The 14,463-nt window shown below is 64.2% G+C and carries 9 protein-coding genes and 1 pseudogene; 6 read left to right on the top strand and 4 right to left on the bottom strand.

Annotated features, from left to right (window positions below; genetic code table 11):
* Positions 1-84 precede the first annotated feature (84 nt).
* The 4 genes and pseudogenes from AKN84_RS29140 to AKN84_RS29125 all read left to right on the top strand — a co-directional run bounded on the left by AKN84_RS29140 (position 85) and on the right by AKN84_RS29125 (position 3,974).
* Entirely contained in the window at positions 85-519 is a 435-nt protein-coding gene (locus tag AKN84_RS29140; protein ID WP_050423996.1) for a CBS domain-containing protein, read from the top strand.
* A 320-nt stretch (positions 520-839) separates the two neighbouring features.
* On the top strand, positions 840-1,835 hold the full coding sequence (locus AKN84_RS29135; protein ID WP_050423970.1) for an NAD(P)H-dependent flavin oxidoreductase: 996 nt from the start codon (positions 840-842) through the stop codon (positions 1,833-1,835).
* Positions 1,836-2,015: 180 nt separating this feature from the next.
* Positions 2,016-2,983: pseudogene (locus AKN84_RS29130) on the top strand (zinc-binding dehydrogenase).
* Positions 2,984-3,149: 166 nt separating this feature from the next.
* The gene (locus AKN84_RS29125; protein ID WP_050423969.1) at positions 3,150-3,974 is read left to right on the top strand and encodes a L,D-transpeptidase; all 825 of its coding nucleotides are present in this window, start codon (positions 3,150-3,152) and stop codon (positions 3,972-3,974) included.
* 276 nt (positions 3,975-4,250) lie between these two features.
* Here AKN84_RS29125 and AKN84_RS29120 read toward each other — a convergent pair whose 3' ends face one another.
* Positions 4,251-4,745, bottom strand: coding sequence for an RlpA-like double-psi beta-barrel domain-containing protein (locus AKN84_RS29120; RefSeq protein WP_193399697.1), 495 nt, complete (start codon positions 4,743-4,745; stop codon positions 4,251-4,253).
* Positions 4,746-4,900: 155 nt separating this feature from the next.
* On the bottom strand, positions 4,901-5,194 hold the full coding sequence (locus AKN84_RS29115) for a hypothetical protein (protein ID WP_050423968.1): 294 nt from the start codon (positions 5,192-5,194) through the stop codon (positions 4,901-4,903).
* A gap of 1,730 nt (positions 5,195-6,924) precedes the next feature.
* Here AKN84_RS29115 and AKN84_RS29105 point away from each other — a divergent pair.
* Together AKN84_RS29105 and AKN84_RS29100 are read left to right on the top strand one after the other, a co-directional pair.
* Positions 6,925-8,292: a cation-efflux pump gene (locus AKN84_RS29105; RefSeq protein WP_050423966.1), complete on the top strand. Its 1,368-nt coding sequence runs from the start codon at positions 6,925-6,927 to the stop codon at positions 8,290-8,292.
* A 192-nt stretch (positions 8,293-8,484) separates the two neighbouring features.
* A complete protein-coding gene (locus AKN84_RS29100) occupies positions 8,485-10,806 on the top strand; it encodes a sensor histidine kinase (protein WP_050423965.1) in 2,322 nt (773 codons plus the stop codon).
* A 7-nt stretch (positions 10,807-10,813) separates the two neighbouring features.
* Here the strand turns inward: AKN84_RS29100 and mdoH are convergent, their stop codons facing one another.
* Together mdoH and AKN84_RS29090 are read right to left on the bottom strand one after the other, a co-directional pair.
* Entirely contained in the window at positions 10,814-12,934 is a 2,121-nt protein-coding gene (mdoH, locus tag AKN84_RS29095) for a glucans biosynthesis glucosyltransferase MdoH (protein WP_050423964.1), read from the bottom strand.
* Complete coding sequence (locus AKN84_RS29090; protein ID WP_050423963.1) at positions 12,922-14,436, bottom strand: glucan biosynthesis protein G; 1,515 nt, start codon at positions 14,434-14,436, stop codon at positions 12,922-12,924. The genes mdoH and AKN84_RS29090 overlap by 13 nt, the downstream gene beginning before the upstream one ends.
* Positions 14,437-14,463 lie beyond the last annotated feature (27 nt).

The raw sequence follows: 14,463 nt of genomic DNA, 5'->3' as shown, positions 1-14,463 counted from the left end.
TGGTGATAGATTTCTGCCACGGCGGCGTTGACAATTGGTATTTTGTATACCAGAATCCTGTCAACGATAACCAAGGAGGTTGCCATGCAAGTCGGAGATATCCTGCGCAAGAAGACCCCTCGCGTCGCCACGGTTCGCATGAACGAGACGGTGGCGATCGCCGCGCAATTGATGCGCGCCAGCAATATCAGCGCGCTCGTGGTCAAGGATGTCGTTCGCACCGAGGGCAACACCGCCGTCGGCATGTTCACCGAGCGCGACGTGGTGCGCGCGATCGCCGAGCACGGCGCGGCCGGCGCCAGCATGAAGGTCTCGCAGCTGGTCTCGGTGCAGCAGCTGGTGTCATGCACCTCGAGCGATACACTCGAGCACATCCGTCATCTGATGACCAAGCACCACATTCGCCACGTGCCTGTGATCGACAATTACAGCCTGATCGGCGTCGTCAGCATGCGCGACATCGCGGCCGCGTTCGACGAGGAAACCGCCGCGTCGAAGAAGGACGCGGTGCCGGCGTAACAAACATTCCGGCTGTCATTGCGAGGAGCGGCAGCGACGAAGCAATCCATCGCTCCGCAAGTGGCGAAATGGATTGCTTCGCTTCGCTCGCAATGACGCGGATGAAACAGTACGCACCGGGTCCGCGCTCCTGAGCAGTTGACCAAAACTCTCTCCCCCACCCTTGCCTGACCGCCGCGCCCCGTCATTTCCGCATGGGCACGCCGCAGGTCACCGGTAGACATTTGCCGGACAGGACTGCATCCTTCCCTCGACATCCAAAAACAACACCGTGCGCGGCCGTCCGCGTCGCGGAAAATTCCGATGGAAACGAGGGCAGAATGATCAAGACACGCTTCACCGAAATGTTCGGCGTCGACCACCCGATCGTGCAGGGCGGCATGCAATGGGTCGGCCGCGCGGAGCTGGTTGCCGCCGTCGCCAACGCCGGCGCGCTCGGCATGATCACCGCGCTGACGCAGCCGACGCCGGACGATCTGCGCAAGGAGATCGCGCGCTGTCGCGAGCTGACCGACAAGCCGTTCGGCGTCAACCTCACCATCCTGCCCGCGATCAAGCCGCCGCCCTACGCCGAGTATCGCCAGGCCATCATCGAAAGCGGCATCAAGATCGTCGAGACCGCCGGCAACAAGCCGCAGGAGCATGTCGACGAGTTCAAGAAGCACGGCGTCAAGGTGCTGCACAAATGCACCAGCGTCCGTCACGCACTGTCCGCCGAGCGGATGGGCGCCGACGCGATCTCGATCGACGGCTTTGAATGCGCGGGCCATCCCGGCGAGGACGACACCCCCGGCCTGATCCTGATTCCGGCCGCCGCCGACAAGGTGAAGATCCCGATGATCGCCTCCGGCGGCTTCGGCGATGCCCGCGGCCTCGTCGCCGCGCTGGCGCTCGGCGCCGAAGGCATCAACATGGGCACGCGCTTCATGTGCACCAAGGAGAGCCCGATCCATCAGCTCGTCAAGGAACGCATCGTCGCCAATGACGAGCGCGAGACCGAGCTGATCTTCCGCACCATGCGCAACACCTCGCGCGTCGCCAAGAATGCGATCTCGACCAAGGTCGTTGCGATGGAGAAGGAAGGCGCCAAGTTCGAGGACGTCCGCGAGCTGGTCGCCGGCGCCCGCGGCAAGATGGTCTACGCCACCGGCGATGCCGACGAGGGCATCTGGTCGGCCGGCCAGGTGCAGGGCCTGATCCACGACATCCCGTCCTGCGCCGAGCTGATCTCGCGCATCGTCCACGAGGCGGAAGCGATCATCCGCGAACGGCTCGAGGCGATGATGTCCGGGGCCAAGCGCCAGGCGGCCGAATAGCTTCCGACCGAAGCAGGAAATGTTATCCGTCACCCTGAGGTGCTCGCGAAGCGAGTCTCGAAGGGTCGACGGCCACCAGCCGGGCCGTTCATCCTTCGAGGGCCGCTGAAGAAGCGGCCACCTCAGGATGACGGGACTTCGGCGTTATTCGCGTAAGACGACACCAACGAGAACAAGCCCATGAAAGCTTACGTGTACGGAGCCAACGGCCCTGAAATCACCGACGTCGCCAAGCCGGTGCCGAATGGTACGCAGGTGCTGGTCAAGGTTCACGCCTGCGGGCTGAACCGCGCCGATCTCGGCATGACCAAGGGCCACGCCCATGGCGCGGCCGGCGGCGTCGGCACCGTGCTCGGCATGGAATGGGCCGGCGAGGTTGCGAGCTCGGTCCCGATGCCAAGGGCGTCAAGGTCGGCGACAAGATCATGGGCTCGGGCGGCGCGGCGTTTGCCGAGTACACGCTCGCCGACCACGGCAGGCTGTTTCGCTCACCGTCGAACATGAATTTCGACGAGGCCGCCACCCTGCCCGTCGCGCTCGCTACCATGCACAACGCCGTCGTCACCAACGGCGCGTTGCAGCCCGGCCAGACCGTCATGATCCAGGGCGCGAGCTCCGGCGTCGGCTTGATGGCGATGCAGATCGCAAAGCTGAAGGGCGCGAAGCTCGTGGTGGGATCCTCGACCGATGCGATGCGCCGCGGCCGCTTGATGGAATTCGGCGCCGATCTCGCGGTGGATTCCAGGGATCCCGGCTGGGTCGATCAGGTGTTGCAAGCGACCGGTGGTGAAGGTGTCGATCTGATCGTCGACCAGGTCTCTGGATCGGTCGCCAACCAGAATCTCAAGGCGACCAAGGTCAAGGGCCGCATTGTCAATGTCGGCCGGCTCGGCGGCACCCATGGCGACTTCAACTTCGACCTGCACGCGGCGCGCCGCATCCAGTATATCGGCGTCACCTTCCGCACCCGCTCGATCGAGGAGATCCGCGAGATCTTCGAGGAGGTGCGCAAGGACATCTGGCCCGCCGTCGAAGCGCGCAAGCTGCAGCTGCCGATCGACCAGGTCTACAAATTCGCCGACATCGGCAAGGCCTTCGAACACATGGAAGCCAACAAGCATCTCGGCAAGATCGTGGTGACGCTGTAGCGGGCAGTGCGCAGGCCGGATGAGCGAAGCGCGGGCCCGGTGGGCCAATCCGCCCTCCGCGCTGGCGTTAACGATGCTTAATGACTTCCAGCCCGAGCGAAATCGCTTCGCAGTTTGTTAGAATTTGCTGGGTAACTCGTCCAGACGAAGCGGTCTGGGGAAAGATATGGCAAAGCGGGCAAAACATGCGAAATCGGAGACGCTCGCACTACCGGTGGCCGGACGAGTTGCAATCGGCGTCATCGCCGCCGCCGCATTGGGGTACGGCTTGCTGTCTCGCCCGGTGAGCGTTCAACCGACAAAAAGATCGCCCGCGCACCAAGCCCTCGCGCTGTCAGCTCCAGCTCCAGCCCGCACACCAACGCCAGTCCACGTACCACTGCCGGTTCCGGCTCCAGTCGCGGCTCCTGCCGCTACCCCGGCGCCTCGGGTCGAAACACCAAAATCCGCCGTCGCGCCGGCAAGACTTGATCGGCAGGTGGTTGACTACGTCAGCCACCAGGCAACGGGCACCGTCGTCATCGATACCGAAAACACATTCCTCTATCTCGTTCTGAACGACGGGCAGGCGCTGCGCTACGGCATCGGTGTTGGCCGCGAGGGTTTCACGTGGTCCGGTGAACAGACCGTGGCCCGCAAAACAGCATGGCCGGATTGGCGTCCGCCTTCGGAGATGATTTCGCGTCAGCCTTATCTGCCGCGGTTCATGGCAGGCGGCCCCGGAAATCCGCTTGGCGCCCGGGCGATGTATCTGGGCGAGACCGAATATAGAATTCACGGCACCAACAAGCCCGACACGATCGGGAAGCGGGTCTCGTCCGGCTGCATCCGGCTGACCAATGACGACGTCATGGACCTTTACGAGCGGGTGAAAATCGGAGCCAAAGTGATCGTGCTTCCAGCAACGTCAGCCCGTCGATCATCCCCGGGAACGCCGCCCGACGCCGCCTTCCAAACACCAGACCAGGCATCGCCGTCGCAACGCTCATGATCGACTTGGTTGCATCGGGGAGAAGCGCGCGGCGCAGAAGTCCCGGAAGCCGGCTTCGATGTCTCCAGTGCGCCGGCCGCGCGCCAGGCATGGATTGCTTCGTCGCTTCGCTCCTCGCAATGACGAAAAAGCAGGATGGGTAGAGCGCCTTGTCCGGCGTAACTCGAAGAGCGAAGACGGAAGCGAAACCCATCATCTTGCCGCTCGGACACAATTGATAAGTTTCGCTGCGCTCTACCCATCTGCGATGCCGTGCCGTCTTTTCGCGTGCGATGTTCAGCTCACCGGTCCGGGACTCCAATAATCCCCTGCAAGCGGGCTGACTTTTACATCATTGATGACCCCGAGCTGCAGGCTCGGATCGAAATAGCTCATCGTCCGCTCATTGAGATCAATGATGCGGCCAGGCCTTAGCGGCCCCACGTCGTTGATCTTGACGATGACCTTCTTGCCTGCAGCCTCGACCAGGGCGTATTTCGGCCTCGCGCCGAACTCGACCCCACCAAACTTCCGACGCAGACTTGTCTTGATGGCGGCCGCCCAGGCCGAGCGATCATAGCGCTCGCCGGAAGCAGTGCTCGGACCGCCCTCCTCCTTGCCGGGCTTGAACGGATTGTACATCGATGCCGCGCCAACGATCGCATCCCCGCACGCAGCATTGACGACATCGCTTGAATGAACCGCACCGATTTCACTTCCAGCAGCTCGGCCAAAAATGGTGAGCGCAACTACGGCGCCGCAAACTGCGGCGCTCGAGCCGAACAGCATCATAACTCCTTGACTGATTTTTCTCGCGTTCGGTTCCCGATTCCGCAGAACATGGCGAGTGACCGTGGAGGCGCTAACTCGAGGCCAGTTCTTTGCGGATTCGTGCCAATTCCGGCGACGGAACCATTGTGGGAACCGCAGCGGTCCCACACAGTGTTTTAGTTGTCACCGACTAAGACAGAGATTGCGTCAGCAACATGACTGAACAGAACGTTTTCGACGGCGCGTGAACAGAGTAGCGACGTCACTTTCCGCACCCGCTCGATCAAGGAGATCCGCGAGATCTTCGACGAATGTGCAAGGACATCAGGCCCGCGCCTGAAGCGCGCAAGCTGCAGCTGCCGATCGAGCAGGTCTACAGATTTGCCGACCTCGGCAAGGCGCTCGATGATCGTGGTGACGTTGTAGCGGCGGGGTCCGTAGGATGGGTAGAGCGCAGCGAAACCCATCATCTCACCGCGCGGCTCGCAAGTGATGGGTTTCGCTTCGCTCTACCCATCCTACGATGCTGAATCGATGCGCTGTTGCCGGTGAGATTCGATGATCACCACATCGACGGCTACCAGTCGTCGTAGAGCCACTCCCTTGGCGGCATTCGAGGCGGCGCTCTCGCGTAGGGCGGCTCATATGTCCGCTGGGGCTTGCGAGGGCTCGGAGCCGGCTGCGCCGGAGGCGGCTGCGTGGGAGGCGCCGACGCCTTCTGCTCGGAAACCTTCGCGAGCGTCCGTTTCAATTCCTCCTGGCTTGCCTTGAGCTCCTCGATGGCTTTGGAGCTCTCGCGGGCCGATTGTTGCTGCTCCGCCTTAAGCTGTTCGATGTTTCGCTGCACGTTCGCAAGATCGCGCGCAATGGTTTGCAGCAGCTCGGTTTGATCCGGAACCGCTGCGGGAGCTGGCGGCGCGGTGTCCGGGGTTGCTTTCGGCGCGGCGTCCTGCGTTGCGGGCGTCGGTTGCGGTGGCGCAGGCTCCGCCGCGGCAACTTGAACGGCAGATGGAGCGCGCTGCGCGGGAAGCGGCGGATCATCCGGCGGCGATGATGGAGCCGAAGCGAGCTGCGGCACCCAGCGGGCGACAACCAGCTTGGCTTTCGCACCATAGGACGACTGCGAAGCCAGCACAGCGACAACGATGCACGCCGCCATCGACAACGCAGCAAGGGCCCGAAGCGCCGGCCTTCCGGACGATGATTGCGAGGCAGGTCCGGACGGAACAGGTCCGGACGAAGCACCAGGACCGGATGAAGCGGCAGGTCCGACCGAGGGCGGGACAGGTGCAGCTGACGGTGGCGACGGCGGTCGCGCAGCGTCGCGCTCCATCTTTGCAAGCTGCTCGCTCAAGCGCGTCAACTCTTCATCAGCGCGGGCGATCTCCCGTTGGGCTTCCGCAAGCCGTTCATCGGCGCTCACAGCTGGGCCCGCGCCAGCTTCACCTACATTCGGAGTGGGTGTGGAGTTCATTGGCGTGTCCCTTTTCCATCCAATGTCATCCAAGACTGCCGTCTCGGTATTCGTCACGGTCGATCAGCGCCCAGCCTCCCGTTCAGTCTTGTCCAAGCTATGGCATGATAGCGTGCTTGACGTCTTGTGATAAGCGGGATCGCCCTCTTGCGGTGATGGGGATTGTTGCCTATTCGACACGACGGGCAACTCAGAAAAATCCGCCGATCCCTCGCCCCGCGAATGCGGGTGATCCGGTGCGCCGCGGTTTCCCGGTTCGATAACGACTGCCTCTGGAGTACTGGATCGCCCGGTCCCGCCTTCGCCAAGGCTTCGACGAGGCCATGAATGCCCGGCGCGCCGAAGCTTTAGCGGAGGCGGCAAGCCGGGCGATGACAGCTGAGACAGGTACTAATGACGGCGGGTCGGATCGCGCGAGAACCATCCTCGATGTCGTCCTGGCGAAAGCCAGGACCCATTACCCCGAATGCGAGTCATGACGCGATGCAGTTGCTACAGCTCACATCAACAACACAACCCTGTGGTTAGGGGTCCTGGCTTTCGCCAGGACGACGGTGTGATTTTGCGCAAACACGTGCGACCGGTGAACTGCGCCGTGCCGTCTTGAGACTCGGAATAGCTCGCAACAACTCCACTACTGAGATGCTCTTGCAAGTGAGTTGCGATTGCGCGTGGCGAACGACGACTGACACTTGATGTTCACGGACTCCCTGTTACACCGCCGCCATGAGCACATCCAAGACATCCGTCGCCGCGATCTCGATCCTTGCCAGCGGCAGCATGGCCGTCGCGAAATTCGTCGTCGGCATCGCCATCGGATCGCTGGCCCTGATCTCCGAGGCGCTGCACTCCTCGATCGACCTGGTCGCCACCATCATCACCTGGGCGGTGGTGCGGGTATCGGATCAGCCGGCCGACGCCGAGCATCATTACGGCCATGGCAAGTTCGAGAGCGTCTCGGCGCTCGGCATCATCGCCATGCTCTATGTGCTGGCCGGCGGCATCCTGGTGCAGGCCTACAGCCATTTGCGCGAGGGAGCCCCGCCGCCGTCGATCTCGGCGATTCCCTTCGTCGTTCTCCTCCTCGATATCGGCGTCAATCTGTGGCGCGCCCGCGCGCTGCATCGCGCCGCCCGCGACACCAAGAGCCAGGCATTGGCCGCCGACGCGCTGCATTTCGCCTCCGACGTGATGGGCTCGGCCGCCGTCATCGTCGGCCTGGTGCTGGCGGGCTTCGGCTTCTGGTGGGGCGACGCGGCGGCGGCTATCGCTGTGGCCGTGATGATCGCCCTGCTCGGCCTGCGCATGGCGCGGGAGACGGTCGAGACCCTGCTCGACCGCGCGCCCGAAGGCGCGCTGGAAAAGGCCACCGCGGCCATCAAGGCCGTGCCCGGCGTGGTCGACGTCGACCGCCTGCGGGTCCGCATGGTCGGCGCGACGCATTTCATCGATGCCATCGCCAAGGTGCCGCGCACCTACCCGATCGACCGCGTCGAGGACATCAAGCGGCGGGCGCAGGAGGCGATGAGCAAGGCGTTCGGCGACGCCGACCTCACCTTCACCGCGGTGCCGGTTGCGCGCGACAATGAGAGCGTGCGCGAACGCATCATGGTGATCGCGCGCAATTCCGGCCTCGCCATCCACCACGTCACCGTGCACGACATCGACGGCAAGCTGATCGTCGGCATCGACCTCGAGCTCGACAGCGACATGGCGCTGGATGCCGCACACGACATCGCCCACGAGCTCGAGCGCGCGATCCGCGAGGATTTCGGCGAGGACGTCGAGGTCGACACCCATATCGAGCCGCTGCAGCCGGAACTGCCATGGGGAACCAATGCCGCGCCCGACCGCGTCGAGGCCATCAAGGCCGCGCTGACCGGATTTGCCGATGGCGGCGCGATCCATGACATTCACAATGTGCGGGTCCGCAACACCGACGCCGGCGAGATCGTCAACTTCCATTGCCGCGCCGAGCCGTCGATGAGTGTGATCAAGGTGCACGAAAGCGTCGACGAGATTGAACGCAAACTGCGCCGCGCGTTCCCGACCGTGAAGCGTGTGATTAGTCACGCAGAACCGACGCGCGCGTAATTCTACGGAGCCGTTCTCCTTTCGGACTCGCTTTGCGCAACCCGATTCTGCTTTTGACAAGAATTATTTCGCATTAACGAATCGTTGACTCTCGACAGCCCCGGAAATCTGGATTCAAATGATCATGATTCGGATGCATCGTGGGGAGCATCCGAGCCGGGTAAAAATCAGCTTAGAGCGGGGGTCTAAGGCATGGCGCGCGCGCATGCAGCGAACGCGTGCGTCCAATCCGATTCGATCAAAGGATTGGCGCAGTCGATCGCGAAACCGGCCTATCACAGGCTCTTGACGGCCGAGCCTGCACTGCGCCGCGCTGTTCCGACGCTCATCATCGCCTTCCTCATCACGATCTGCCTCGGCGCCTTCGTCCAGGTGATCGACCAGAACCGGCAGAAGCGCGGCGCGATGAAGCGCGACCTTGCCGCACTCTCCGACATCCTCGCCGAGCGCCTCGACCGCCTGACCTCGGTGCGCCGCGAGCGGCTCGCCAATATCGAGAAGCTGCAGGAGCTGCTGCCGGACCTGATTCCGTCCTGGGGCATCGCCAATGGCCGCCACGTCATCATTACCAGCGCCGATCACCGCGTGCTGGCGCGCGTGCCGATCGACGGCGCCGGCGAGAACGACCGCATCCTCGACATCGTCTCCACCGCGCAGCTCCTGATCGCACCGGGCCAGCAGGGCGCGGTCAGCGACATGACGCTGCCGAACGGCGCCGGCGCGCTGGCGATCTCGCAACTCGTCAAGTCGCTGCCCGGCCAGGTCGTCGTCATCCAGGAGATGAACGAGCCGATCTGGGGATCGGACGCCGCGCTCTCGGTGACGCTGTCGGCGACCACGAGCTTCGTGGTGCTGATCCTCGGCTTCGCGTTCCATTGGCAATCGACCCGCGCCCGCGAGGGCGACCTGATCAACGACGCCGTGCGCGGCCGGATCGACACCGCGCTCAACCGCGGCCGCTGCGGATTGTGGGACTGGGACCTGTCGCGCGGCAGGATCTTCTGGTCGCAGTCGATGTTCACCTTGCTCGGCCTCGACAGCCGCAACGACCTCCTCACCTTCGGCGAGGTCAACGCGCTGGTGAATTCCGACGACATCAACCTGTTCGACATCGCCGACCAGCTGATCTCGAACAAGATCGATCATATCGACCAGAGCTTCCGCATGCGCCATGTCGGCGGCCACTGGATCTGGCTGCGCGTGCGCTGCGAGCTCAGCCATGCCGCGGCCGACGGCGGCCTCCACCTGATCGGCATCGCGGTCGACATCACCGAGCAGAAGAGCCTCGCCGAGAAGTCGGTGGAAGCCGACCTGCGGCTGCGCGACGCCATCGAGACCATTCCGGAGGCCTTCGTGCTCTGGGACGCCGACGACCGCCTCGTGCTCTGCAACTCGCACTTCCAGCGGCTGCACAAGCTGCCCGACAGCGCCGTCAGCCCCGGCACCTCCTACGAGACCGTGATCGAGGTCGGCAGCATGCCCGAGGTGCGCACGCGCCTGCACGAGAGCGGCGTGCCGGCGCCGGGTGCCCGCACCTTCGAGGCGCAGCTCGACGACGGCAGCTGGCTGCACATCAGCGAGCGCCGCACCAAGGACGGCGGCTACGTCTCGGTCGGCACCGACATCACCCGCATCAAGGCGCACGAGCAGAAGCTCGTCGACAACGACCTGCGGCTGCGCGCCACCGTGATCGACCTGCAGCGCTCGCAATCCGAGCTGGAGCGGCAGGCGGTCGAGCTCGCCGACCTCGCCGAGAAGTATTCGCAGGAGAAGACCCGCGCCGAGGACGCCAACGCCGCGAAGTCGAAATTCCTCGCCAATATGAGCCACGAGCTGCGCACGCCGCTCAACGCCATCATCGGCTTCTCGGAGATCATGGGCAGCGGCCTGTTCGGCACGCTCGGCTCGGACAAGTACGAAGAGTACTGCCACGACATCCTGACGTCGGGGAAATACCTGCTCGAGGTCATCAACGACATTCTCGACATGTCGAAGATCGAGGCCGGCCGCATGAAGTTCGACATGGAGCCGCTCGACCTCTCCGGCATCCTCGCCGAGTCGCTGCGGGTGGTGTCCGGCCGTGCCGAGCACAAGGGCCTGTCGCTGGAATCGGATATCGAAAGCACGATCTCGGTTGTCGCCGACCGCCGCTCGGTCAAGCAGATCATCGTCAACCTGCTCTCCAACGCCGTGAAGTTCACGCCCGACAACGGCCGCGTGCTGGTGCGCGGCCAGATGCTGGACGACTCGATCGTGCTGCTGATCGCCGACAGCGGCATCGGCATCGCGCCGGACTCGCTGCGCCGGCTCGGCAAGCCGTTCGAGCAGGTCGAGAGCCAGCTCACCAAGAGCTACCAGGGCTCGGGGCTCGGGCTTGCGATCGCCCGCTCGCTCACCAACCTGCACGGCGGCTCGATGAAGCTGCGCTCCAAGCTCGGCGTCGGCACCGTCGTCCGCGTCACCCTGCCGCGCGATCCCCGCTCCCACCAGACCAGGCTGCAGGAAGCGGCCTGAGCCCCAGCTACTTCGCGAGTGCCTCTTCCAGCAGCGCCGCATCGCCGAGAACGGCGAGCGTCTCGCGCGGCGTCAGATGACCGACCGCCTCGTCGAAGCTGTCGCTTGCTTCGATCCGTGCGCGTGCCACCGCGCGGTGAAGATCGATCTCGCCCGGACCGCCGCGCCGCGTCGGCGGAAGCGACGACAGATGACGATGCCGCAGGCCGGCATCCTGCCGCAGCGCCGCGAGCGCCGGGGCCGATGCGTGGGCGGGCGCCGACGCCAGCTCGTTGGCGCGAACCAGCACGCTCGGTGGTCCGTTCTCCTCCGGCGTCATGAACAGCGCGCGCATCGCAGGCTTGGCCGTCCAGGCTCCGATCGGGATCGCAAACAAGAGGCCAACGATCACCGGCGACATCCACAGCAGCAGCGGCAACGACACCGCATAGGCGCTCGCCGCCATCGCGACGCCGCAGGCGGTCGGGACGCCGTATTTCCGATAGAGTTCGCGGCGCTCGACCGCGCCGTCGTCGCGCCGCTGCGTCTGCCAGCCGGCGTCACGGCCAAGCAGGATCTCGACGACGGCGATCGACTGGAACACCATCATCACGGGCGCGATCATCGCCGAGATCAGCACCTCGGCGATGACACCGGTAAAGGTCCGAAAGCCGCCGCCGAATTGCCGGCGCATGTCCGAGCGCGTCAGCAACAGGATGAAGCCGAGCAGCTTCGGCACGATCAGCAGCGCCATGGTGAGGCCGAACACCCAGGCTGCGAGCACGGGATCCTGCGCCGGCCAGTTCGGGAACAGCGCGAAGCCCTTCGGAAAATACTCCGGGCGAATGAAGCGCGCCTGCAACGAGATCAGGATTCCGAGCAGCAGGAACGACAGCCACATCGGCGCGGTGATGTAGGAACCGATCCCGGCCATGAAATGCAGCCGCGAGATCCAGTGCAGGCGGCGCGTGGTCAGCACGGCGAGATGCTGCAGATTGCCCTGGCACCAGCGCCGGTCGCGCGCGGCGAAATCCAAGAGCGACGGCGGCACCTCCTCGAAACTGCCGCCGAGCGTCGGCGCCATGTAGATGCCCCAGCCGGCGCGCCGCATCAGCGCCGCCTCGACGAAATCGTGGCTCAGGATATGGCCGCCGAACGGCTTGCGTCCGGAGAGTTCAGGCAGACCCGCCTGCTCCGCAAATGCCTGGATCCTGATGATGGCATTGTGTCCCCAGTAATTGCCTTCGGAACCGTGCCACCACGCCACACCGGCCGCGACCATCGGCCCGTACAGCCGGCCGGCAAACTGTTGCAGGCGGCTGAACAGGCTGCGCGCATTGACGATGACGGGCAGCGTCTGCAGCAGCGCCGCCTGGGGGTTGGTCTCCATGGCGTGAACCATCCGCACCATGGTGTCGCCCGACATCAGGCTGTCGGCGTCGAGCACGATCATGAACTGGTAGGCGCCGCCGAACCGCGTGATCCACTCGCCGACATTGCCGGACTTCCGCGCGGTGTTGTCGGCGCGATGCCGGTAGTAGAGCCGTCCGCCGCCGCAGGCATCGCTGAGCGCCAGGAACGCCTGTTCCTCGGCGATCCAGATATCGGGATCGCGCGTGTCGCTGAGCACGAACCAGTCGAAGCGCTCGGCCTGTCCGGTGGCCCCGATGGATTCATAGATGGCGCGCAGGCGTGCCATCAATTGATGCGGATTCTCGTTATAGGTCGGCAGCAGCACAGCGGTCCGGCTCGCGAGCTGCGGCAGCGGACCATCGACGCGGATCGGCAAGGCATTGCCCTTGCGCCGAAGCAGAACGAAGAAGCCGGCCAGCGCCGAAGCGAACGAAAACGCGATCCAGGCGAGCAGCGCCACGAACAGCACCAGCACCATCCATTCCATGATCGTCACGCCACCGACCTGGACCACCATGTACATCTCGTAGGCGCCGGCGCCGGTCAACGCCGCCGTCAGCACCAGAATGAACGCGCGACGCATGAACATGCCGGCACCGACCGACACCGGCTTGCTCACCGCGCGCGGCGGCTCGCCGAGATCGGCCGCCGACATCGCAAGCGGGCTCTCTTGCGGCAGGAAGCCGTCGGCCGCTGGCGCGATGACGGCATGAGGCGACGTGACTATGGCGCCCATCGATAAACCCAGATCTCCGAAAGTGGCTTGTCGTCCTGCGCCAGATGCGCGCGCAGCTCGATCGGATCCTTCTTGACGGCACACTGGAAGCTGAGCCGCCATCCACCCGTGTTCGGGTTCGGCTGCGTCACGATGTTGGTGATCTCGGCCTTCTCGGCCGAGACGACACCCTTGATGGCGCTCGGATCGATCCCTTTCAGATTGTCACCGAACAGGTCGAGCACGAACAGCTTGCTGTTCTCGCCATGCGCGCCGATGCCGGTGCGTGTGACCCGCGCGAGCGAGTGCGGCTTCGGCGCGTCGGGCCCCCAATGCAGCCGATAGGTCAGATTGGTCTCGCTCTTGGCCTTGAGCGGCGCCTTCGGCCGCCAGAACGCGGCGATGTTGTCGTGGATCTCCTCCTTGGTCGGAATCTCGAACAGGATGACCGCGCCTTCGCCCCAGTCGCCGATCGGCTCGACCCACAGGCTCGGACGCTTCTCGAAGCGCGACTCGATGTCCTGATAGGCGAAGAAGTTCTTCTCCCGCTGCATCAGGCCGAAGCCGTGCGGATTGATGTCCTGGAAGGTGCTGATCTGGAGATCGCGCGGATTGCTCAGCGGACGCCACAGGGCCTCGCCCTTGCCGTTGTAGATCGCAAGCCCGTCGGAATCATGCACCGACGGCCGGAAGTCATCGACCTCGTTGCGATCGTTGGGCCCGAAGAAGAACATGCTCGTCATCGGCGCGAGCCCGGCATGCTCCAGATCGGCCCGCGGATAGACCGATGCCTCGACATCGAACACCGTGGTCTTCCCGGGTCTGATCGTGAACCGGTAGCTCGCCGCACAACTCTTGCTGTCGAGCAAGGCGTGAATGACCAGCGAGGTCGCGTTGGGCACGGGACGCTCGAGCCAGAACGCCTTGAAGAACGGAAACTCCTCGCCCTTCGCCTCGCCGGTGTCGATCGACAGGCCGCGCGCCGACAGGCCGTAGGTCTCGTCCTTGGCGACGGCGCGGAAATAACTTGCGCCGAGGAAGACGCAGACCTCGTCGTAATAATCCGGCTTGTTGATCGGCGCGTGGATCCGAAATCCGGCAAAACCGAGGTCGGTCTCGGTGAACGGAGGGACGGTCTCACCGAACGAAAACATGTCCTTGCTGTATTTGACTTCGCTGACCTTGCCGTCCGCGACCTCGAAGATCTGGACCTTGTTCTTGTAGAAGAAGCCGCGATGGAAGAACTGGGCCTCGAACGGCAGCTTCTGGCCGCGCCACAGCGCGCGGTCGGGCACGAAGCGGATCGAGCGGTACTGGTCGTAATTCAGGTCGGTCAGGCCATTCGGCAGCTTCTCGTCCGGCGCCTCGAACGACTTGGCTGCGAGGTTGCGGGCGAGGTCCCTCACCATCGACGGATCGAAAGGTGCGTCCGAATTGTTCCCAGCGGCTGCGGCGTCTCGCTGCGGCAACAGCAATAATGTCGGCAACACGGCCGATCCGTGGAGTAACTGGCGGCGATTCAAAGCGGCTCCTGCTGGCTAATCGGGACG

Source organism: Bradyrhizobium tropiciagri (assembly GCF_001189845.1).
Taxonomy (GTDB): Bacteria; Pseudomonadota; Alphaproteobacteria; order Rhizobiales; family Xanthobacteraceae; genus Bradyrhizobium; species Bradyrhizobium tropiciagri.
This window is presented reverse-complemented; position numbering and strand designations above follow the sequence as displayed.

What these genes read in the sequence shown, in the direction of transcription:
- AKN84_RS29140 (WP_050423996.1), top strand. Translation starts at nt 85, where the DNA reads ATGCAAGTCGGAGATATCCTGCGCAAGAAGACCCCTCGCGTCGCCACG.
- AKN84_RS29135 (WP_050423970.1), top strand. Translation starts at nt 840, where the DNA reads ATGATCAAGACACGCTTCACCGAAATGTTCGGCGTCGACCACCCGATC.
- AKN84_RS29125 (WP_050423969.1), top strand. Translation starts at nt 3,150, where the DNA reads ATGGCAAAGCGGGCAAAACATGCGAAATCGGAGACGCTCGCACTACCG.
- AKN84_RS29120 (WP_193399697.1), bottom strand. Translation starts at nt 4,745, where the DNA reads ATGATGCTGTTCGGCTCGAGCGCCGCAGTTTGCGGCGCCGTAGTTGCG.
- AKN84_RS29115 (WP_050423968.1), bottom strand. Translation starts at nt 5,194, where the DNA reads ATGATGGGTTTCGCTGCGCTCTACCCATCCTACGGACCCCGCCGCTAC.
- AKN84_RS29105 (WP_050423966.1), top strand. Translation starts at nt 6,925, where the DNA reads ATGAGCACATCCAAGACATCCGTCGCCGCGATCTCGATCCTTGCCAGC.
- AKN84_RS29100 (WP_050423965.1), top strand. Translation starts at nt 8,485, where the DNA reads ATGGCGCGCGCGCATGCAGCGAACGCGTGCGTCCAATCCGATTCGATC.
- mdoH (WP_050423964.1), bottom strand. Translation starts at nt 12,934, where the DNA reads ATGGGCGCCATAGTCACGTCGCCTCATGCCGTCATCGCGCCAGCGGCC.